Origin of the sequence: Methylobacterium sp. GC_Met_3 (assembly GCF_026540775.1) — a bacterium.
In the GTDB taxonomy this organism is placed as follows: Bacteria; Pseudomonadota; Alphaproteobacteria; order Rhizobiales; family Beijerinckiaceae; genus Methylobacterium.
On the sequence record NZ_JALNUL010000023.1, the window covers coordinates 41,287 to 60,737 of the forward strand.

At 70.3% G+C, this 19,451-nt stretch carries 15 protein-coding genes; 9 read left to right on the top strand and 6 right to left on the bottom strand.

The window, feature by feature from the left end; genetic code table 11:
- Positions 1 to 75: 75 nt before the first annotated feature.
- Together OXS27_RS21770 and OXS27_RS21775 are read left to right on the top strand one after the other, a co-directional pair.
- Positions 76 to 5,364 (top strand): alpha-2-macroglobulin, encoded by a 5,289-nt coding sequence (locus OXS27_RS21770; protein ID WP_267358668.1) that lies wholly within the window; start codon positions 76 to 78, stop codon positions 5,362 to 5,364.
- Between the two features lie 137 nt (positions 5,365 to 5,501).
- Positions 5,502 to 6,626 carry a mechanosensitive ion channel domain-containing protein gene (locus OXS27_RS21775; protein ID WP_267358646.1) on the top strand — a complete coding sequence of 375 codons (1,125 nt, stop codon included), beginning with the start codon at positions 5,502 to 5,504 and terminating at the stop codon, positions 6,624 to 6,626.
- A gap of 21 nt (positions 6,627 to 6,647) precedes the next feature.
- On the opposite strand, the gene OXS27_RS21780 is transcribed toward OXS27_RS21775, so the two are convergent.
- Complete coding sequence (locus OXS27_RS21780; protein ID WP_267358647.1) at positions 6,648 to 7,049, bottom strand: type II toxin-antitoxin system VapC family toxin; 402 nt, start codon at positions 7,047 to 7,049, stop codon at positions 6,648 to 6,650.
- Positions 7,049 to 7,288 carry a type II toxin-antitoxin system VapB family antitoxin gene (locus OXS27_RS21785; RefSeq protein ID WP_243916309.1) on the bottom strand — a complete coding sequence of 80 codons (240 nt, stop codon included), beginning with the start codon at positions 7,286 to 7,288 and terminating at the stop codon, positions 7,049 to 7,051. Before OXS27_RS21785 ends, OXS27_RS21780 begins: the two co-directional genes overlap by 1 nt.
- 80 nt (positions 7,289 to 7,368) lie before the next feature.
- Here OXS27_RS21785 and recQ point away from each other — a divergent pair, with 80 nt between their 5' ends.
- The 6 genes from recQ to grxD all read left to right on the top strand — a co-directional run bounded on the left by recQ (position 7,369) and on the right by grxD (position 14,163).
- Positions 7,369 to 9,210 carry a DNA helicase RecQ gene (recQ, locus tag OXS27_RS21790; RefSeq protein ID WP_267358648.1) on the top strand — a complete coding sequence of 614 codons (1,842 nt, stop codon included), beginning with the start codon at positions 7,369 to 7,371 and terminating at the stop codon, positions 9,208 to 9,210.
- 182 nt (positions 9,211 to 9,392) lie between these two features.
- Positions 9,393 to 10,556 (top strand): hydrolase, encoded by a 1,164-nt coding sequence (locus tag OXS27_RS21795; protein WP_267358649.1) that lies wholly within the window; start codon positions 9,393 to 9,395, stop codon positions 10,554 to 10,556.
- A gap of 225 nt (positions 10,557 to 10,781) precedes the next feature.
- Entirely contained in the window at positions 10,782 to 13,007 is a 2,226-nt protein-coding gene (purL, locus tag OXS27_RS21800; RefSeq protein ID WP_267358650.1) for a phosphoribosylformylglycinamidine synthase subunit PurL, read from the top strand.
- A 23-nt stretch (positions 13,008 to 13,030) separates the two neighbouring features.
- Positions 13,031 to 13,267 carry a BolA family transcriptional regulator gene (locus tag OXS27_RS21805; protein ID WP_007568343.1) on the top strand — a complete coding sequence of 79 codons (237 nt, stop codon included), beginning with the start codon at positions 13,031 to 13,033 and terminating at the stop codon, positions 13,265 to 13,267.
- Between the two features lie 23 nt (positions 13,268 to 13,290).
- A complete protein-coding gene (locus OXS27_RS21810; protein ID WP_243916313.1) occupies positions 13,291 to 13,785 on the top strand; it encodes a DUF29 domain-containing protein in 495 nt (164 codons plus the stop codon).
- A gap of 39 nt (positions 13,786 to 13,824) precedes the next feature.
- Complete coding sequence (gene grxD, locus OXS27_RS21815) at positions 13,825 to 14,163, top strand: Grx4 family monothiol glutaredoxin (protein ID WP_243997980.1); 339 nt, start codon at positions 13,825 to 13,827, stop codon at positions 14,161 to 14,163.
- Between the two features lie 78 nt (positions 14,164 to 14,241).
- Here the strand turns inward: grxD and OXS27_RS21820 are convergent, their stop codons facing one another.
- Positions 14,242 to 14,898: a class I SAM-dependent methyltransferase gene (locus OXS27_RS21820; RefSeq protein ID WP_267358669.1), complete on the bottom strand. Its 657-nt coding sequence runs from the start codon at positions 14,896 to 14,898 to the stop codon at positions 14,242 to 14,244.
- Positions 14,899 to 14,997: 99 nt separating this feature from the next.
- On the opposite strand from OXS27_RS21820, the gene rlmN reads away from it, so the two are divergent.
- Positions 14,998 to 16,272 carry a 23S rRNA (adenine(2503)-C(2))-methyltransferase RlmN gene (rlmN, locus tag OXS27_RS21825; RefSeq protein ID WP_243916316.1) on the top strand — a complete coding sequence of 425 codons (1,275 nt, stop codon included), beginning with the start codon at positions 14,998 to 15,000 and terminating at the stop codon, positions 16,270 to 16,272.
- A 28-nt stretch (positions 16,273 to 16,300) separates the two neighbouring features.
- Here rlmN and denD read toward each other — a convergent pair whose 3' ends face one another.
- The 3 genes from denD to otnI all read right to left on the bottom strand — a co-directional run bounded on the left by denD (position 16,301) and on the right by otnI (position 19,437).
- On the bottom strand, positions 16,301 to 17,278 hold the full coding sequence (gene denD, locus OXS27_RS21830) for a D-erythronate dehydrogenase (protein ID WP_267358651.1): 978 nt from the start codon (positions 17,276 to 17,278) through the stop codon (positions 16,301 to 16,303).
- Between the two features lie 105 nt (positions 17,279 to 17,383).
- On the bottom strand, positions 17,384 to 18,658 hold the full coding sequence (gene otnK, locus OXS27_RS21835) for a 3-oxo-tetronate kinase (protein WP_267358652.1): 1,275 nt from the start codon (positions 18,656 to 18,658) through the stop codon (positions 17,384 to 17,386).
- Positions 18,655 to 19,437, bottom strand: a complete 783-nt coding sequence (gene otnI / locus OXS27_RS21840) for a 2-oxo-tetronate isomerase (RefSeq protein ID WP_243916319.1) — start codon at positions 19,435 to 19,437, stop codon at positions 18,655 to 18,657. The genes otnK and otnI overlap by 4 nt, the downstream gene beginning before the upstream one ends.
- Positions 19,438 to 19,451 lie beyond the last annotated feature (14 nt).

Genomic DNA, 19,451 nt, shown 5'->3' on the forward strand with positions numbered 1-19,451 from the left:
GCAACTTTGCTTAGGCTCCCGCACGACCGATCCCGACGCGAATCATCGGGGATTCGGCAGGTGGGGAACAGGCTGATGGCGCGGCTCGGACGGCTCGCGGGTGCCCTGGCGCTGCTCGGATGGGTCGCGGGCGGCCCGGCGCTGGCCCACAACGCGGCCGCGCCCCGCACCGCCCCCCGCGCGACCGTGCCCGCACCGTTCGCCCGGACCGTCGTTCGGGACGACCTCGCCAGCTCGGCAATCCGCCTTGAGGCGGCTCTCAAGGCCGAGGCCGGCACGTCGCTTCGGCCGGCGGCCCAGTCCCGCACCGCCGGGCAGGCGCTGCTTGCCGCCGGCAAGCCCGATCAGGCCCTCACCCCGCTCGCCGCCGCCGTGGCGGCCGACCCGGCCGACATCCGCAACTGGCAGACCTATGCCCGCGCGGCCGCCGCGGCGTTCGAGACCCTGGACGAGAACGATTACAAGGGCCGGACCCGGCTGCGCGAGCGGGCGATCGCGGCCGCCTACCGTGCCTACGAGCGCTCCGGTACAGCCATCGACGCCGCGGCGTCCCTGGCCCTGGTGGGCGCCGCGGAGGCCGAGCGGGAATCCTGGCGCCCCGCCCTCGACGCCTACGCGGCGAGCCTCGCGCTGGCCGACGACGGCGCGGTCCGGGAGACCTACGACACGCTGCGGGCCGAGCACGGCTTCCGCATCCTCGGCTACAAAATCGATTCCGACGCGGCCGCCCCGCGAGCCTGCTTCACCCTCTCGGACGCCGTGGTGCCCAAGACCGACTACGCGCCCTTCGTGGCCGTGTCGGGCAGCAGCAGCGCCGCCGTGACCGCCGAGGACACGCAGATCTGCGTCGACGGGCTCAAGCATGGCGGGCGCTACGCGATCGTCCTGCGCCAGGGCCTGCCCTCCACGGTCGGCGAGAGCCTGCTCAAATCCGCCGATTACGAGATCTACGTGCGCGACCGCGCCCCGCAGGTGCGCACCACCGGGCGCAACTACGTCCTGCCCCGCACCGGACAGGCGGGCGTGCCCCTGGTCTCGGTGAACGCGGCCAAGCTCGATGTCGAGGTGCTGCGGATCGGCGACCGCGGCCTGCTGCCGACCCTGCGCTCCGAGGACTTCCTGGGCCAGCTCAGCGGCGCTACCGCCCGGTCGATCGCGGCCGAGAAGGGCGTGCGCGTCTGGAAGGGCACCCTCGACACCGCCAAGGCCGAGCTGAACCAGGAGGCGGTCACCGCCTTCCCGGTCCTGCAGGCGGTCGGAAAGCTGGAGCCCGGGATCTACGTGATGCTGGCCCGGCCCTCCGGCACGGCCACCGCGGACGACGAAGGCTACGACACCCAGGCGACGCAATGGTTCGTGGTCTCGGACCTGGGGCTGACCGCCACGAAGGGGCGGGACGGGGTCCACGTGGTCCTGCGCGCGCTCGCCTCCGCGCAGGTGATGCCGGGCGCCGAGATCCGGCTGATCGCCCGCAACAACGAGGTTCTGGGCACGCGCACCACCGATGCGCAGGGCCACGCCGCCTTCGATCCCGGCCTCGCCCGCGGGGAGGGCGGTCTGGCGCCGAGCCTCGTGGTGGCCCAGGCGGGCACCGATTACGGCTTCCTCGATCTCAACCTCGGGGCCTTCGATCTCACCGACCGCGGCGTGAAGGGACGGCCCGAGACCGGCGGCCTCGACGCCTACCTGTTCCCGGAGCGCGGGGTCTACCGCTCGGGCGAGACCGTCCAGATCACCGCCTTGCTGCGCGATGCGGGCGGCGCGGCGGTGCCGGACCTGCCGCTGACCCTCGTGGTGAAGCGGCCGGACGGCGTCGAGTACCGGCGGGTCTCCGTACCCGATCAGGGGCTCGGCGGACGGGCGCTGCCGCTGCCGCTCCTGTCGGGCGCCATGCACGGCACGTGGCGCGTCTCGGCCTATACCGACCCGAAGGCGCCCGCGATCGGCGAGACCAGCTTCCTCGTGGAGGATTACGTCCCCGAGCGGCTGGAGGTCACGCTCAAGGCCCGGCAGGCGGCGCTCCACCGGGGCGAGGCCGCGCAGGTCGATGTCGCCGCGCGCTATCTCTACGGCGCGCCGGGGGCGGATCTCGACGTGTCGGGCAGCGTCACCGTTCAGGCGGCGGCCACGAGTGGCATCAAGGGGCTGGACGGCTACAGCATCGGCCTCGACGACGAGGCCGTGGAGCCGGCCACGCAGGAGCTTCAGGAGCACGCGACCACGAGCGCGCAGGGCAGCGCCGTCGCGACGGTTCCGGTGCCCCAGGTGTCGGCCGTGCGGGCACTGGAGGCCAAGATCACGCTCGCGGTCGGGGAGCCCGGCGGACGGGCCCTGTCGCGCAGCCTGACCCTGCCGATCCTCCCGGCCGGCCCGGTCATCGCCCTGCGCAAGGGTTTCACGGCGTTGAACGACGGTGGGATCGCGGGTTTCGACGTGGTTCTGGCGACGCCTGAGGGCGCGCTCCTCGCCCGGCCGGGGGTAAGCTGGACCCTGTCGCGGGTCGATCAATCCTATCAATGGTATCGGGCGGACGGGCGTTGGTCGTTCGAGCCGGTCAAGACCACCAAGCGCGTGGCCAGCGGTACGGTCGATCTCCGGGCCGGCGGTTCCAGCCGGATCGAGGCGCCCGTGGGGCTCGGCCGCTACCGGCTGGATGTCTCGGCGCCGGGCGCCCCGGAGGCGAGTGCCAGCCTCGGCTTCGAGGTCGGCTGGGGTGGATCCCAGACCGCGGACGCGCCGGATCTCCTCGACCTGACCCTCGACAAGCCCGCCTACGCGGCCGGCGACACGCTGCGGGCCAAGCTCAGCCCGAAGTTCAAGGGGCAGGCCAGCCTGATGGTGGTCAGCGACCGGGTGCACGAGACCCTGGAGGTCAGCGTGCCGGAGGGCGGCACCACGGTGAGCGTTCCGGTGAAGGCCGAATGGGGGGCCGGCGCCTATCTGGTCGCCACCGCCTACCGGCCCCTCGATCAGGCGGCCAAGCGCCTGCCGGGCCGGGCACTGGGTCTGGCGTGGTTCTCCGTGGACCGCGAGAAGCGCAACCTCGACGTCGCCGTGAAGGCGCCCGAGCGGGCGCGCCCGCGCCAGGACCTGACCCTGCCGATCCAGCTCACCGGCCTGAAATCCGGCGAGGCGGCTCGGATCACCGTGGCGCTGGTCGATGTCGGCATCCTCAATCTCACCCGCTACGCCGCGCCGGACCCGACCCAGTATTTCCTCGGCCAGAGGGCGCTCGGGCCGGAATTTCGCGATCTCTACGGCTACCTGATCGACGGCATGCAGGGCTCCGTGGGCGCGATCCGCTCCGGTGGCGATGCGGGCGGCGGCGAACTGGCCGATTCCCCACCGACCCAGGCGCCGCTCGCCCTCTATTCCGGGGTCGTGACCGTGGGGTCGGACGGTGCCGCCAGCGTCACCTTCCCGATCCCCCCCTTCAACGGCACGGGCCGCGTGATGGTCACCGCCTGGAGCGGCGGCCGTGTGGGCCAAGCCCAGGCCGACGTGATCATCCGCGATCCCGTCGTGCTCACCGCCACGCTGCCGCGCTTCCTCGATACCGGCGACCGCTCGCGCCTGTTCGTGGCCCTCGACAACGTCGAGGGTCAGGCGGGCGACTACACGGTCGATCTGAGCCCGAGCGGGCCGGTCGTGGTCGGCGCCAGTGCGTTGCGCCAGACGTTCCGGCTGGAAGCCGGCGCCAAGGGCCAGTTCGCGATCCCGCTGACCGCGGCGGGGCCGGGCACGGCGCGGCTCGACCTCGCTCTGTCGGGCCCCGGCCTTCCGACTGCGCTGAACCAGAGCTTCGCCCTCGGGATCGCGCCCGGAACCGGCACCCTGCTGCGCCGCTCCGTGCACAGCCTCGCCCCCGGGGCGGCACTGACGGTCACGCCGGATCTGCTGGCCGACCTGCTTCCCGGTACCGGCAGCGTCTCGCTCTCGGTCACGCCGCTGCCGGGCCTCGACGTGGCGGCCCTGCTCCAGGCGCTCGACCGCTATCCCTATGGCTGCTCCGAGCAGGTGGTCAGCCGGGCGATGCCGCTGCTCTACGTCAACAAGCTCGCCACGCTGGAAAAACTCGCCCTCGACGCGGGCGCGGACGAACGTGTGCGCGAGTCGATCGAGCGCCTGCTCGCCCGCCAGGATTCGAGCGGCGATTTCGGCCTGTGGTCGGCGCAGGGGTCGAGCGACCTGTGGCTCGACGCCTACGTGACCGATTTCCTGACGCGGGCCCGGGAGCGCGGCTTCGCGGTGCCGCAGAAAGCCTTCGCCCAGGCGCTCGACTACCTGCGCAACGCAGTGGCCAACGCCTCCGAGGTGCGCAACGGCGGCGCCGACCTCGCCTACGCGGCCTACGTGCTCGCCCGGAACGGCCGCCCGGTGATGGGCGACCTACGCTACCTCGCCGACACCAAGCTCACCGACTTCTCCTCCGCGCTCGGGCGGGCGCAGCTCGCCGCCGCCCTGGCGCTGCTGGGCGACCGCGGCCGGGCCGCGCGGGCGATGGAATCGGCGCTCACCGTGCTGCGGGCGGAGCGGGACAAGGGCCAGTACCGGGCCGATTACGGCTCCCGCCTGCGCGACGGCGCCGGGCTGATCACGCTGGCGGCCGAGAGCGGGCTGACGCAGGGCGCCCTCGGCCCGGTCGCCGCATTGTTCGGCGAGGAGCAGCAGACCGAGCGGTCGACGAGCACGCAGGAGAACGCCTGGATGGTGCTCGCCGCCGAGAGCCTGTCCAAGGAAGCGGACGCCCTGTCGTTCAGCCTCGACGGCGCACCGCAGACCGGGATTCTCGCCCGGGTCTACCGACAGGCGCGCTTGGCGGAGCAGGGCGTGCAGCTGGTCAATACCGGACGCGGCTCCGTGCAGGTCGCCGTGACCGTCAACGGCAATCCCCTGGCGCCGGAACCGGCAGCCTCCCAGGGCTACACGGTGGAGCGGAGCTACCACCGCCTCGACGGCAGCCTTGTCGATCCGGCGGCGGGCCTGCGCCAGAACGACCGGCTCGTGGTGGTGCTGAAGGTAAGCGAGGCCAAGGCGGAGGCTGCGCGCCTCCTGCTGGTCGATCCCCTGCCGGCGGGGCTCGAGATCGACAACCCGAAGCTCCTCGATGCCGACGTGCTCCAGAGCCTGGCCTTCGCCAAGTCGGATGTGCAGCCGGTCCATACCGAGTTCCGCGACGACCGGTTCGTGGCAGCCTACGACCGCGACCCGAGCCAGTCGGCCTTCTTCACGGTGGCCTACACGGTGCGGGCGGTCTCGCCGGGGACCTACGTGCATCCGGGCGCCACCGTGGAGGACATGTACCGCCCGGCGCGTTTCGGGCGGACCGCAACCGCGAGCGTCACAGTCGCGGCAGCGAAGTAGGCGGCGGCGGGTCCGGCTGCTCAGGCGCTCCGGCCGGGTTGCTGCGTTGCGGCAGGCACATGGTGCGCTGCGGAACCGCCGCCGAGGCCCACCCATTCCCATGGTGTCCCGTCTGGAACCCGTGGAGGTGATGCCCGATGCCGGACCTCGACGCGCTCACCGGCCCCACCGCTCGCGCACTCGCCTACCTGCCGTGGTGGGCCGAGAGCCTCATTCTTATCCTGGCCTGCTGCGCCGTCGTGATACCGCTCCACGGAATCGTCTACCGGGCGATGAAGCGGGCGGTCGCGACCAAGACATTGTTCTGGCGCTCGCTCGTCGCGCGGACGCGTGGTCCGAGCCGGCTGGGCCTGATCGTGGTGGCGATCAGCCTCGCCTCGACCATCGTGCACCTCTCCTGGGAGGTGCGGATCGCCCTCAACCAGATCCTGCTGGTCGCCTTCGTGACGCTGACCGGCTGGTGCTGCGCGACCGCGCTCCACATCGCCACGGTGATCTACCTGCGCCGGTTCAAGCTCGACGCCGAGGACAACCTCCTGGCGCGCAAGCACTTCACGCAGATGCGCATCCTGGAGCGCGCGGGCGTCACCCTCGTGGCGCTGATCACCCTTTCGGTGGCGCTGATGACTTTCGAGCCGGTGCGCCAGTACGGCGTCAGCCTGCTGGCCTCGGCGGGGGCAGCGGGTCTGGTCCTCGGTCTGGCGATGCAGCCGGTCCTGTCGAACCTCGTGGCCGGCATCCAGATCGCGATCACGCAGCCGATCCGGATCGAGGACGCGGTCATCGTGGAGAACGAATGGGGCTGGGTCGAGGAGATCAACGCGACCTACGTGGTGGTGCGCCTCTGGGACTGGCGCCGGCTGGTCCTACCCCTGACCTACTTCATCCAGAAGCCGTTCCAGAACTGGACACGCGATGGCGCCTCGCTGATCGGCAGCGTCTTTCTCTACGTCGACCACCGCGCCCCGGTGGCCGCGATGCGCGAGAAGCTGACCGCGATCGCTCGCGCGTCGCTGCTGTGGGATGGCAAGGTGGTCAATCTCCAGGTGTCGGACGCGAAGGAATCGACCATCGAGATCCGGATGCTGGTGAGCGCCCGCAACGCGCCCCAGGCCTGGGACCTGCGCTGCGAGGTCCGCGAGGCGATGATCACGTGGCTCCAGGCCGAGCACCCGGAGGCCCTGCCGCGGCAGCGCACCGCGTGGGTCGGGGCCGAGGAGCAGCCCCTGCAACGGGCGGACGGGCGGCGGATCGCGGCGTGAGCGTCTTGGGCGGTCGGACGCTCAGGCGAGGGCCGAGCGGATATCGGTCTGCGAAAAATCGGCGCCGATATAGAGCAGCGGCACGTCGTACACCCGCGCACAGGCATAGGCGAAGCAATCGCCGAGGTTCAGGCGGGCGGGGTGGCGGCCCTTGCCGTAGCGGGTATGGGCCGTGATGGCGAGTCGTGTCTCCGCAGCCGCAATTGCGACCCGGGTGACACCGGTGGCGTCCAGAAAATCATCCACGATTTCTTGAGCGACTTCGGGTGGGACGGACTTAAGCCGGGCGATGGCAAGTGCCGCCTCGTAGACTGCGACACCGCTCGTGAGCCGCACGGGACCCTCGCGTAGCCGCTCCAACAGCGGCCGATGCCCTGACTCGCAGACAACGATCGCCACGATGGCGGATGCGTCGACGAACATCACTCGTCGTTCAGACTGTCGTAGAACGCCTTGTCCGCCTTGAGGCCCGTAGATGGGTAGGATGCCAACCGGTCCTGGATTTCCTTGACCCGTTCCATGAAAGACTCACGCTCCGAGTTCTGCCGACCCAACTCGTTCACGAGCGCGAGTCGCACCGCCTCGGTCTTGCTCACGCCGGCCTTCAATGCCAGCGTCTCGGCCAATCGATTCACCTCTTCGCTGCGGATGTTGAGCGGCATGGTGGCCTCCGTGTAGACACTCGAGGTTAGTGTCTACACGCCGACGCTGCAAGCAGCCCGTACCCCGACCCAGGATCCCGATGACCCGCCTCGACGAGGCCCGCGCCGCGCTTAAAAAAACCTTCGGCTACGAGGATTTCCGGCCCGGCCAGGACGAGGTGATCGGCGCGGTGCTGGACGGCGCCGACGTGTTCGCCGTGATGCCCACGGGCTCGGGCAAGTCGATGACCTATCAACTGCCGGCTCTGGTCGATCCGGGGCTGACCGTGGTGGTCTCGCCGCTGATCGCGCTGATGCATGATCAGGTGCAGCAGATGAAGAGCGTCGGCGTCGAGGCCGCGACCCTCAATTCGAGCGTATCGGAATCCGACTCGCGCGAGACCTGGCGGATGCTGCGCTCGGGGGAGCTCCGGCTGCTGTTCGTCTCGCCCGAGCGCCTGCTGATGGAGGGCTGCATCGAGGCCCTGCGCGGGGCCGGCGTCAGGCGGCTCGCCGTCGACGAGGCGCATTGCGTCTCGCAATGGGGCCACGATTTCCGGCCGGAATACCGCGAGATCGCCCGCGCCCGCACGGCGCTCGGCAACATCCAGACCCTGGCGCTGACGGCCACCGCCGATGCCGCGACCCGCGCCGAGATCGCCGAGCGGCTGTTCCCGCAGGGGCGGCCGCCAAAGATCTTCGTCCACTCCTTCGACCGGCCGAACATTCGGCTGACCTTCCAGCCGAAGGACAACCCGGCCCGGCAGATCGAGCGCTTCCTGAAGCACCGGCGCGCGGAGAGCGGGATCATCTACTGCTCGTCGCGCAAGCGCGTCGAACAACTCGCCGAGACCCTCAAGAAGGACGGGTTCGACGCGCTGCCCTATCATGCCGGCCTCGACCAGGGCACGCGGATGCGCAACCAGGACCGGTTCCTGCAGGAGGACGGGGTGGTGATGACCGCCACGATCGCCTTCGGCATGGGCATCAACAAGCCGGACGTGCGCTTCGTCTGCCATGCCGACATGCCCAACAACGTCGAGGGCTACTATCAGGAGATCGGCCGCGCCGGCCGCGACGGGCTGCCCGCCGACACCCTGACCCTCTACGGCCTCGACGACATGGCGCTCCGCCGTCGCCAGATCGACGAGAAGGAGATCTCCGACGAGCGCCGCCGGGTCGAGCGGCGCAAGCTCGAGGCGATGATTACCCTGTGCGAGGGTGCCACCTGCCGGCGGCAATCGCTGCTCGGCTATTTCGGCGAGGCGAGCGAGCCCTGCGGGCGCTGCGACCTGTGCCGCGGCGGCGTCACGCTGGTGGACGGGACCGTCTCGGCCCAGAAGATCATGTCGGCGATCGTGCGCACCGGGCAGCGCTTCGGCGCGGCCTACATCTGCGACGTGGTCCACGGCAAGGAGAGCGAGCCGATCCGCCGCAACGGCCACGCGAGCCTGAAGACCTTCGGGGTCGGCGCGGACAAGCCTGTGGCGGCATGGCGGGCGATCCTGCGCCAGCTCTTCGCGGCCGGGGCCATCGCCGAGAATACCGACGGCTATGGCGGCCTGTCGATGACCGCGAAGGGCGAGGCGATCCTGTACGGACGGGAGCCTGTCCAGCTCCGCCCCGATCCCGAGCCGAAGGCGGAATCCCGCGACCGACGCCGCGCCGCGCCCCGCGAGGACGGGGAGATCGCGCTGTCGGAGACCGACGAGGCGCTGTTCCAGCACCTGCGCGGCCTGCGCGCGACGCTGGCCCGGGCCGAGGGGATCGCGGCCTTCATGGTCTTCCCCGACCGGACGCTGATCGAGATGGCCCGCCAGAAACCCGTCGATCTCTGGGCCCTGCGCACCGTGCACGGGGTCGGCGAGCGCAAGCGCGAGGCCTATGGCGAGCGGTTCGTGGCGGCGATCGCCGACTTCCTGTCCCATCCCCCAGCGGCGTGAGCTGAGGCCCGCCGTCTCAACGCGCCGCGGCGGTTGGTGTAGGCAGGGCGCCCCCAACCGAATCGATCGGACCCGTCATTTCTGTTTCCGCACCCGTGACCGATACGCCGCCCCGGACTGCCCCGGATGAAGCCGCAGCCCGATCGGGACCGCCGCGTTCACCGATTCTGACCTCCCGGACCGTGTTCTACCTGCCGGGCTTCGACCCGCGGGAGCCCGAGGTCTACTGGGGCCTGTTTCGCCGCGAGGCCCGCCTCACCGCGTCCCGGCGCGGCGCCGCGATCACGGTGGGCGATCCGGTCCGCTCGGCGGACGGGCTCGACCTCGCCTGGAGCGTGCAGTCGCGCGGTGTCGACACCCGCTATGTCCTGCTGCGCTGGGAGGACATCGTCGGCGCGCGCTTCCCGCAATCCGGCTGGGCCCGCCTCCGCGGCGTCCCGACGCTGCTTTGGCGGCTGTGGCGCTCGGGCTACGCGGCCGCTCTACACCGGGAGGGCTGGCGTTTCTCCACGGTGATCTTCGGCGTGCATCTCATCTATCTGGCTCTGGTCGGCCTCAGCCTCGCGCTGGCGGGGGGGCTCGTCGCCCTGGCGCCGGACGCGCTGCGCCCCTGGTCCCTGCTGGCGGTGCCACCCCTGGCCTACGCGATCCTGGCCGGGCTGATGCGGGTGACCCGCGGCAAACCCCTCTATGTCTCACACCTCGTGGACGACACCGCCTTCACCCACGCCTACGCGGCCGGTGCGGCGCCCGAAATGGCCCCCCGCCTCGACGCCTTTGCGGCCCGCATCCGTGCCGCCGAGGGCGAGGCCGACGAGGTGGTGGTGGTCGGACATTCCTCGTCGAGCTTCCTCGGGATCGAGGTGCTGGACCGGGTACTCGCCCACGATCCCGGCTTCGGAACCCGTGGCACGCCGGTCACCTTCGTGAGCATCGGCAGCGTCATACCGTGGCTCGGTCTCGACCCGGCCGCGCAGGGGTTCCGCGACGCACTCCTGCGCTTCGGGCGGGCGCGGCAGATCGGCTGGATCGATGTGCGTGCCCCCTGGGACTGGCTATCGATCCACGCCCAGAACCCCCTGGCCGCCTGCGCGCTCACTCCGCCAGACCCGGAGCGCCCGGCCGTGCTCGGGGTGATGATCAACGACCTGATCACGGGCAGCGATGTCCGCCGGCGCCAGTGGAACCTGTTCCAGATGCATTTCCAGCTGCTCATGGCGAGCCAGAGCGTGGGCGGCTTCGATTATCTCGACCTGATGACCGGGCCGGAGCCGGTGCATGATCTGATCGCCCGGGGTCGGGAGAATGGGCTGCGAGAGGGGCCGGATGGCGATGCCGATCCTTGATGGATTTGGGCGCTTTGACGTTTTGGAGGATCGTTGCCAGCCGCCCCCCGCCCCGTAGGTGATCCGCGAGCCCGCGAGGCCACGTTCCCGCGCCGGAATACCCACGGATGTTGCCAGGGCGGGCGCTTCCGCTCTAGAGCCGGGGCAGCCTAGATGCCCGCCCGGTCCGGGCTCGCCGCGGCCCGTGTCTCCCGGAACGGGCCGCTCTCTGCCGAGACCCTTCTCATGTTCCGCAACGACGTTCCGATCACCCCCGAACTCGTGGCCCAGCACGGCCTGACGCCGGACGAGTATCAGCGCTTCCGCGGCCTGATCGGGCGCGACCCGACGCTGACCGAACTCGGCATCGTGTCGGCGATGTGGAACGAGCATTGTTCCTACAAGTCCTCCCGCAAGCACCTGCGCGGCCTGCCGACCTCGGCGCCGTGGGTGATCCAGGGGCCGGGCGAGAATGCCGGCGTCATCGATATCGGCGACGGCCACGCCTGCGTGTTCAAGATGGAGAGCCACAACCACCCGAGCTATATCGAGCCCTACCAGGGCGCGGCGACCGGCGTGGGCGGCATCCTGCGCGATGTCTTCACCATGGGCGCGCGGCCGATCGCGGCGCTCAACGCCCTGCGGTTCGGCTCGCCCGACCATCCGCGCACCCGCGCCTTGGTCTCGGGCGTGGTCGCGGGGGTCGGCGGCTATGGCAATTCCTTCGGCGTGCCGACCGTCGGCGGGCTGACCGGCTTCCACAAGCGCTACGACGGCAACATCCTGGTCAACGCCATGGCGGTCGGGCTCGCCCGTACCGATGCGATCTTCTACGCCGCCGCCACCGGGGTCGGGAATCCGATCGTCTATCTCGGCTCCAAGACCGGCCGCGACGGCATCCACGGCGCCACCATGGCGTCGGCCGAGTTCGACGAGGCCACCGAATCGAAGCGCCCGACCGTGCAGGTCGGCGATCCCTTCGCCGAGAAGTTGCTGCTCGAAGCCTGCCTGGAGCTGATGGCGTCCGGTGCGGTCATCGCCATCCAGGACATGGGCGCGGCCGGGCTGACCTGCTCGGCGGTCGAGATGGGCGCCAAGGGCGACCTCGGCGTCGAGCTGGACATCGAGAAGGTTCCGGCCCGCGAAGCCGGCATGACCCCCTACGAGATGATGCTGTCCGAGAGCCAGGAGCGGATGCTCATGGTGCTCAAGCCCGGCATGGAGGCGGAGGCCGAGGCCATCTTCGTGAAGTGGGGCCTCGATTTTGCGGTGATCGGTCGGACCACCGACACGCTGCGCTTCGTCGTCAAATGGCACGGCGAGACCGTCGCCGACCTGCCGATCAAGGAGTTGGGCGACGAGGCCCCGCTCTACGACCGGCCGCATCTCGCCAACACCCACCAGCCGGTGATCGCGGCCTCCGCGGTGCCGGCCCCGGCCTCGCTCACCGTCGCGCTCAAGCGCCTCGTCGGCTCGCCGGACCTCGCCTCGAAGCGCTGGGTGTTCGAGCAGTACGACCACTTCATCCTCGGCAACACCGTGCAGAAGCCCGGGGGCGACGCCGCCATCGTCCGGGTCGAGGACGGGCCGAAGGGTCTGGCGCTGACCTGCGACGTGACCCCGCGCTATTGCGAGGCCGACCCGGTCGAGGGCGGCCGGCAGGCCGTGGCCGAGGCGTGGCGCAACATCACGGCCGTTGGCGCTCGTCCGCTCGCCATCACCGACAACCTGAACTTCGGCAACCCGGAAAAGCCCGAGGTGATGGGCCAGCTCGTCGGCTGCCTCCAGGGCATCGGCGAGGCCTGCCGGGCGCTGGATTTCCCGGTCGTGTCCGGCAACGTCTCGCTCTACAACGAGACCAACGGCGTCGGCATCCTGCCGACCCCGACCATCGGCGGCGTCGGCGTGCTCGACGACGTGGCGCGCCACGCCACCATCGCCCTCAAGCGCGAGGGCGACGTCCTGGTGCTGATCGGGGTGAGCGAAGGCTGGCTCGGCCAGTCATCCTACCTGTCGGTGATCGAGGGTCGTGAAGAGGGCGCGCCGCCCCCCGTGGACCTCGCCCTGGAACGCCGCAACGGCGATTTCGTCCGCGGCCTGATCCTGGCTGGCACCGTCGACACGGTCCACGACCTCGCGGATGGCGGCCTCGCGGTGGCGCTCGCCGAGATGGCGATGGCGGGCGTGATCGGCGCGGCGCTGCCCGACGTTCCGGTGGATCTGGCGCCCCACGCCTACCTGTTCGGCGAGGATCAGGCCCGCTACCTGCTGGCGGTGCGGCCGGAGGCGGCCACCGAGATCCTTTCGGCCGCCGCGGCCCAGGGCATCGCGGCGGCCTCGGTGGGCGTCACCGGCTCCGACCGTTTGACCCTGCCGGGCGGCGAGACCATATCGCTGGCCGACCTGAATGCGGCGCACGAGGGCTGGCTGCCCGCCTACATGGCGAGCCAGCCGGCCGCGCCCGCCGCCTGACCCCTTCTCCCAGGAGTAACCCGATGCCGATGGATGCGGGCGAGATCGAGCGCATGATCCGCGAGGCCCTGCCGGACGCGCAGGTGGAAATCCGCGACCTCGCCGGCGACGGCGACCACTACGCCGCCACGGTCCTGTCGGCGGCCTTCAAGGGCAAGACCCGGGTGGCCCAGCACCAGATGGTCTACGGCGCCCTCCAGGGACGGATGGGCGGCGTGCTCCACGCCCTTGCGCTGACCACGGGCGTGCCGCAGGATTGACACCTCACACGGGAGTCCTCCCGATGGATCGACCGAGTCCCTACGACGACGATATCGTGACCTGGGCTGAGGAGCAGGCGACGGCTCTGCGCGCGCTGGCTCAGCGGCCTGACCTGTCGAACGTGGTCGATTGGGCGAACGTAGCCGAGGAGATCGAGAGCGTGGGTCGATCGCATCTGCGGGCGGTCGAGGGCCTGCTGATCCAGACGCTCGCCCATCTCTTGAAGCGCGTATCCGCCCCGTTGGCACCCGCGAGCTTGCATTGGCGGGAAGAAATCGCGACCTTCCAGTTCACCGCATGGAACGCCTACGAGGCGTCGATGCGGCAGAGGTTGAACTGGGACAGGATCTGGAAATCCGCCGTCACGGCGGCCGAGGCCGGTCTCGGTGCCCACGGGAACGTGCTGCTTCCGGGGCTGCCGAAGGCCTGCCCGATCCGTCCTGAGGACCTTCTGACCGAGACTTTCGACATGGAGCGCGCGCTTCGCACGCTCGCCACATCGGTTGCACGCCGCTGACTCAGACCTCACATACGATTGACGAGCAAGGACAGAACGATGACCGACGCCAACACGACCATCCAGAACGAGATCACCTCCCAGGACGTGGTGGTGTTCATGAAGGGCACGCCGCAGATGCCGCAATGCGGCTTCTCGGGGCAGGTGGTGCAGATCCTCAATTACCTCGAAGTGCCGTTCAAGGGCGTGAACGTCCTGGCCGACCAGGGCATCCGCGAGGGCATCAAGGCCTTCTCGAACTGGCCGACCATCCCGCAGATCTACGTGAAGGGCGAGTTCGTCGGCGGCTGCGACATCACCCGCGAGATGTTCCAGTCGGGCGAGCTGCAGACCTTCCTGGCCGAGAAGGGCATCCCGGTGAAGACCGCCGCCGCCTGATTGTTTTTGGAATTCACGAGACGGATCGGGGCGCCTGCGGGCGCCCTTTTTTGTGGGCTCGCAAGGACAAAGGCCCGATCAACGCGGCTCGCGCGCGACGAACAGGGCCACGCAGCCGACGACCGTGATGTCTGCCGACCGGAAGCGCCGGTCCAGCGCCGCCCGCAGCTCCGGCAGGGTGTCGGCGGCGTTCGAGAACACCCCCTTGCGGTTGTAGACCCGCATCAGCGCCCGCGCTGCGGTCGTGGTCGGGACGCCGCCTGCCAGGATCGTGGCGCCGAACACCACGCCGTCATCGCGTAGGCAGGGCCGCACCGTATCGAAGGCCTTGGCCTTCTCGGCGATGTCGCCCGGGAGGCAGTGCAGCAGGTAGGTCATCCCGATCGAGTCGAACGGCGCGATCCCGGCGGCCACGGTGCCGAGTACGTCGATGCGGTAGGTCTCGGGCCGGTAGCGTTCGATCCGACGGGCTGCGCAGGCGAGGCTGTCGGCGTTGAGGTCCATCAGGCCGACCCGCGGCCGAGGTGTGGGGAAGCGACACCGGTCGAGATACCAGCCGGTCCCGACCCCGACATCGCAATGCGCCAAGCCCACGTGCCGGTCATAGAGATCCAGGATCCGAGCCGTGGGGCAGCGCCAGATCAGCGGGTTCGACAGGCGCAGCACGACGAGGTCGTAGATCTGCAGGGTGCGCGGATTGTAGATCGCCTGCCCGGCCTGTGTGTCGGTCGCAATCGCTCTCCGTGGGGTCAGCCGTGGGCGGCGCGCATTCGCATTCGCCGACGCGATCGCCTATATCAAAACCTTTCCAAGTGGATGGATTGTTTGAACGCCATGGCGAGCCCGTCGCTCGACAGCGCCCGCGCGGCCGATGCCGCGATCGAGAAGGCGCCCGATTTCCAGCCCGCGCTGCTGCCCGGCCGGCCGCCGTCGCTGGTCGGCCTGACCCGGGACGCCCTCAAGGCGCAGCTCATCGGCATGGGCGTGCCCGAGCGCGAGAGCCGGATGCGCGCCGGCCAGATCTGGCACTGGGTCAACTTCCGCGGGGCGACAGACTTCGCCGAGATGACCACGATCGGCAAGGCGCTGAAGGCGCAGCTCGCCGAGCACTTCACCCTAGAGCGGCCCGAGGTGGCAAGCCGCCAGGTCTCCCGGGACGGCACCCGCAAATGGCTGTTGCGGATGGCGCCGACCAACCCGCAGGAGCACAATCGCGGCGCCGAGATCGAGTGCGTCTACATCCCGGGCCCGGATCGCGGCACGCTGTGCGTGTCCAGCCAGGTCGGCTGCACGCTGACCTGCTCGTTCTGCCACACCGGCACGCAGCGCCTCGTGCGCAACCTGTCGGCGGCCGAGATCGTGCAGCAACTGGTGGTCGCCCGGGACGAGCTCGGCGACTGGCCCGGCCAGATGCCGAGCCGGGACGCGGGCGGCTCCGGTGAGGTCGGCCGGCTCGTGACCAACATCGTGTTCATGGGCATGGGCGAGCCCCTCTACAATCTCGACGCGGTGGTCGACGCGGTCGGGGTGATGTCGGATCAAGAGGGGCTCGCTTTGTCCCGCCGCCGGATCACGGTCTCGACCTCCGGGGTCGTGCCGCAGATCCCCCGGCTCGGCGAACAGGCCAACGCCATGCTGGCGATCTCGCTCCACGCCGTGCGCGACGACCTGCGCAACGAGTTGGTGCCACTCAACCGCAAGTACCCGATCGCCCAGCTGCTTGACGCCTGCCGCAGCTATCCGGGCCTCAGCAACGCCCGCCGGATCACCTTCGAGTACGTGATGCTGAAGGGCGTCAACGATTCGGACGCGGATGCCCGGGAACTGGTCCGCCTGCTCAAGGGCATCCCGGCCAAGATCAACCTGATCCCGTTCAACCCCTGGCCGGGCAGCCGCTACGAATGCTCCGACTGGGACCGGATCGAGCGCTTCTCCGAGATCGTGTTCAACGCCGGCTACGCCTCGCCGGTGCGCACGCCGCGCGGTCGGGACATCCTGGCGGCCTGCGGCCAGCTCAAGAGCGAGACCGAGAAGCTGCGCGCCCGCGCCCGGATGATGCAGGAAGAGGGCATCGGCGTGGAGGGCTTCTACGCCGGCGCCGACGACTGAGCGGGCGGCCGAAAACCGCCTCTGAGGCTCAGCCGCCGTGGAACTCGGCGACGTGCTGGGCCACGATCGCATCGAAGGATGCGTCCGCCCGGAAGCCGAGCGCCAGCGCCGCCTCGGGCTCGAACGCCTCCGGCCAGGAGCCGATGATCCGCGCGATGGTGGCGTCGGGTTCACGCCGGATCAGCGCCACGGCCTTGTCGCCCGCCGCGCGGCGCAGGGCCTCGATTTCCTCCGCCACCGTCGCCGAGACGCCCGGCATGGTCAGGCTGATCCGCGGCCCGATCACCGCTAGATCGAGCCCGGCCGCGTGGATGAGGAAGCCCACCGCGGCGGCAGGGCTCGCGAACCAGTGCCGGACCGTATCGGGCACCGGCAGGATCGCTTCCTGGCCGGCCAGCGGCTCGCGAATGATCCCGGAGAAGAAGCCCGAGGCCGCCTTGTTGGGTTTGCCCGGCCGCACGCAGATGGTCGGCAGCCGCAGGCCGATCCCGTCGAGGAAGCCGCGCCGCGCGTAGTCGGCGAGCATCAATTCGCCCATCGCCTTCTGCACCCCGTACGAGGAGGCCGGGCGCAGGATGTGGTCGTCCGGGATGACCTTGGGGAAGGGCGGCCCGAACACCGCGAGCGAGGACGTAAAGACGAGCTTCGGCCGGTAGCCATCCGCCGCGTTGGCCGCGCGGATCGCGTCGAGCAGCAGGCGGGTGCCGTCGAGGTTGACCCGGTAGCCGAGTTCGAGATTCGCCTCGGCTTCGCCCGAGACCACGGCGGCGAGGTGGAAGATCACCCCCGGCCGTTCGGCGATGGCGGCCTCGGCGGCACCGGGTGCCGTGAGGTCGGCGGCCTCGGCCCGGACCGCGCCGGAAAAGCCTTCGGGTGCGGCGGGTGGCACGACATCCAGCAGGGTCAGCGCGGTGAGCGGCTGACCGCCAACGCGGCCCTCCTTCACCAGAGCGTCCACGAGGCGGCGGCCGATCATGCCGGCGGCGCCAAGGATCAGGGCGTGCATGAAAACCTCCCGAGAAACGTCATGGGTTTCCAAAGGACGAGTCCTTTGGCGGGTGCAGGGCAGAGCCCTGCTGGACGGATTCGGGACCCGGGTTAGGGGGCCCCTTCATCGCATCATGTCCAGGGCACGGCCGAAGAAATCCGCACCGCCGAAATTGCCCGATTTGAGGGCGAGCAACATCGGCTCCGGCCGGCCCGCGGTGCGCAGAACCGGCACGCCCGCCGCGATCTCGGGACCGAGCAGGAAGGCGGTGAGGCCCAGTCGGTCGACTACCGCGCCCGAGGTCTCGCCGCCGGCCACCACGAGCCGGCGTACCCCGCGGGCGACGAGGCCCTCGGCGATCGCCGCCAGCGCCGACTCGATGGCGTGGCCAGCGGCATCGACGCCGTGCTCGGCCTGGAGGGCGCGCACCGACTCGGGCGGGGCCGAGGTGGCGATCAGCACTGGGCCAGAGGGAAGGCGCTCCTCCGCGAAAGCCAGGGCTTCGGCGACCACGTCGGCGCCCGCGAGCAACCGCACGGGGTCGAGGCGCAGGACCGGCATGATCGCCTCGGCGGCGACGACCTGCTGGAGCGTCGCCTGCGAGCAACTCCCGGCGAGGCAGGCCGAGGTTCCCCCCACCGGCTCGCCGATGGCCGCCCCGGCGGCGTCCTTCGTGCCGCGCCCGTCGTCCGCCAATGCGCGGGCGAGGCCGAGGCCGAGCCCGGAGGCGCCGACCGAGAACTTTCTGGTGACGATCGCCCGGCCGAGGGTTTCGAGGTCGCTGTCGAAGATCGCGTCCGCGATGGCCGCGCCCTTACCCTCGGCGGCGAGTGCATCGAGACGCGCCGCCACGGCCTCCGGGCCCCGGGCGACCGTGGCGGTGTCGATCAGGCCGACCGGGCTCGCGCTCTGCCGGGCGAGCACGCGCACGAGGTTGGCGTCGTGCATCGGGTTGAGCGGGTGGTCCTTGAGCGGGCTCTCGTTCAGGGGCACCGAACCGACGAACAGGTTGCCCTGGTAGACGCTGCGCCCCGTCTCCGGGAACGCCGGGGTGACGAGCGCAATGGCCTCGCCCGCATCACCCCGCAGGGCGTCCATCACCGGCCCGATATTGCCCGCATCGGTCGAGTCGAAGGTCGAGCAGATCTTGAACATCACGTGGGCGGCGCCCCTTGCCCGCAACCAGGCTTCCGCCTCACGGGAGCGCGCCACGGCCTGATCGGCCGGGATCGAGCGGCTCTTGAGCGCCACCACCACCGCGTCGGCCTCCGGCAGGGCGCGGCCCTCCTCGGGCACGCCGATGGTCTGGATCGTGCGCAGGCCCGCCTTGGTCAGGGTGTTGGCGAGGTCCGAGGCGCCCGTGTAATCGTCGGCGACGCATCCCAGGGCGAGGCTCATCGGGCGTTCCCTCTATAGGCGCTGAGCCAGCCGAGACCCGCGACGGTGTCGGCGGCCGGGATGTACTCGCAGCCGACGAAGCCGGCGTAGCCGAGCCGGTCCAGCTCATCGAACAGGAAAAAGTCGGCCATCTCGCCGGTGCCGGGCTCGTGCCGCTCGGGGACGCTCGCCGTCTGGACGTGGCCGATGATCGGCATCAGGGCGCGCAGCCGCATGGTCACGTCACCATGCAGAATCTGGCAATGGTAGAGGTCGAACTGAAGCTTCAGGTTCGGCAATGCCAAGTCGCGGATCAGGTCGGCGGCCCGGCCGAAATCGTTGAGGAAGTAGCCCGGCATGTTCCGGCCGTTGATCGGCTCCAGAACGAGGTCGAGGCCCGCCGGCGCCAGCCGTTCCGCCGTCCAGGTGACCGCCCGCCGATAGGCTTCGGCCGCGCGCGGATCGTCATGCGGGGCGAGGCCCGCCATCAGGTGGAGGCGGCCGACGCCGGTCGTCTCGGCGTAGCGGAGCGCGGTGTCGACGCCCGCCTTCAGTTCATCGAACCGCTCAGGAAACGCCGCCAAACCACGCTCACCCTTGGTGAAATCGCCCGGCGGCAGGTTGAACAGCGCCTGGGTCAAACCGTTGCCCCGAAGACGCTCGCCGATGGCTTCGGGCGGGTGTTCGTAGGGGAACAGGAACTCGACGGCGTCGAACCCGGCTCGCGCCGCGGCTTCGAACCGGTCGAGGAACGGCACCTCGTTGAACATCAGGCTCAGGTTGGCGGCAAAGCGCGGCATTTTTTTCGGACTTT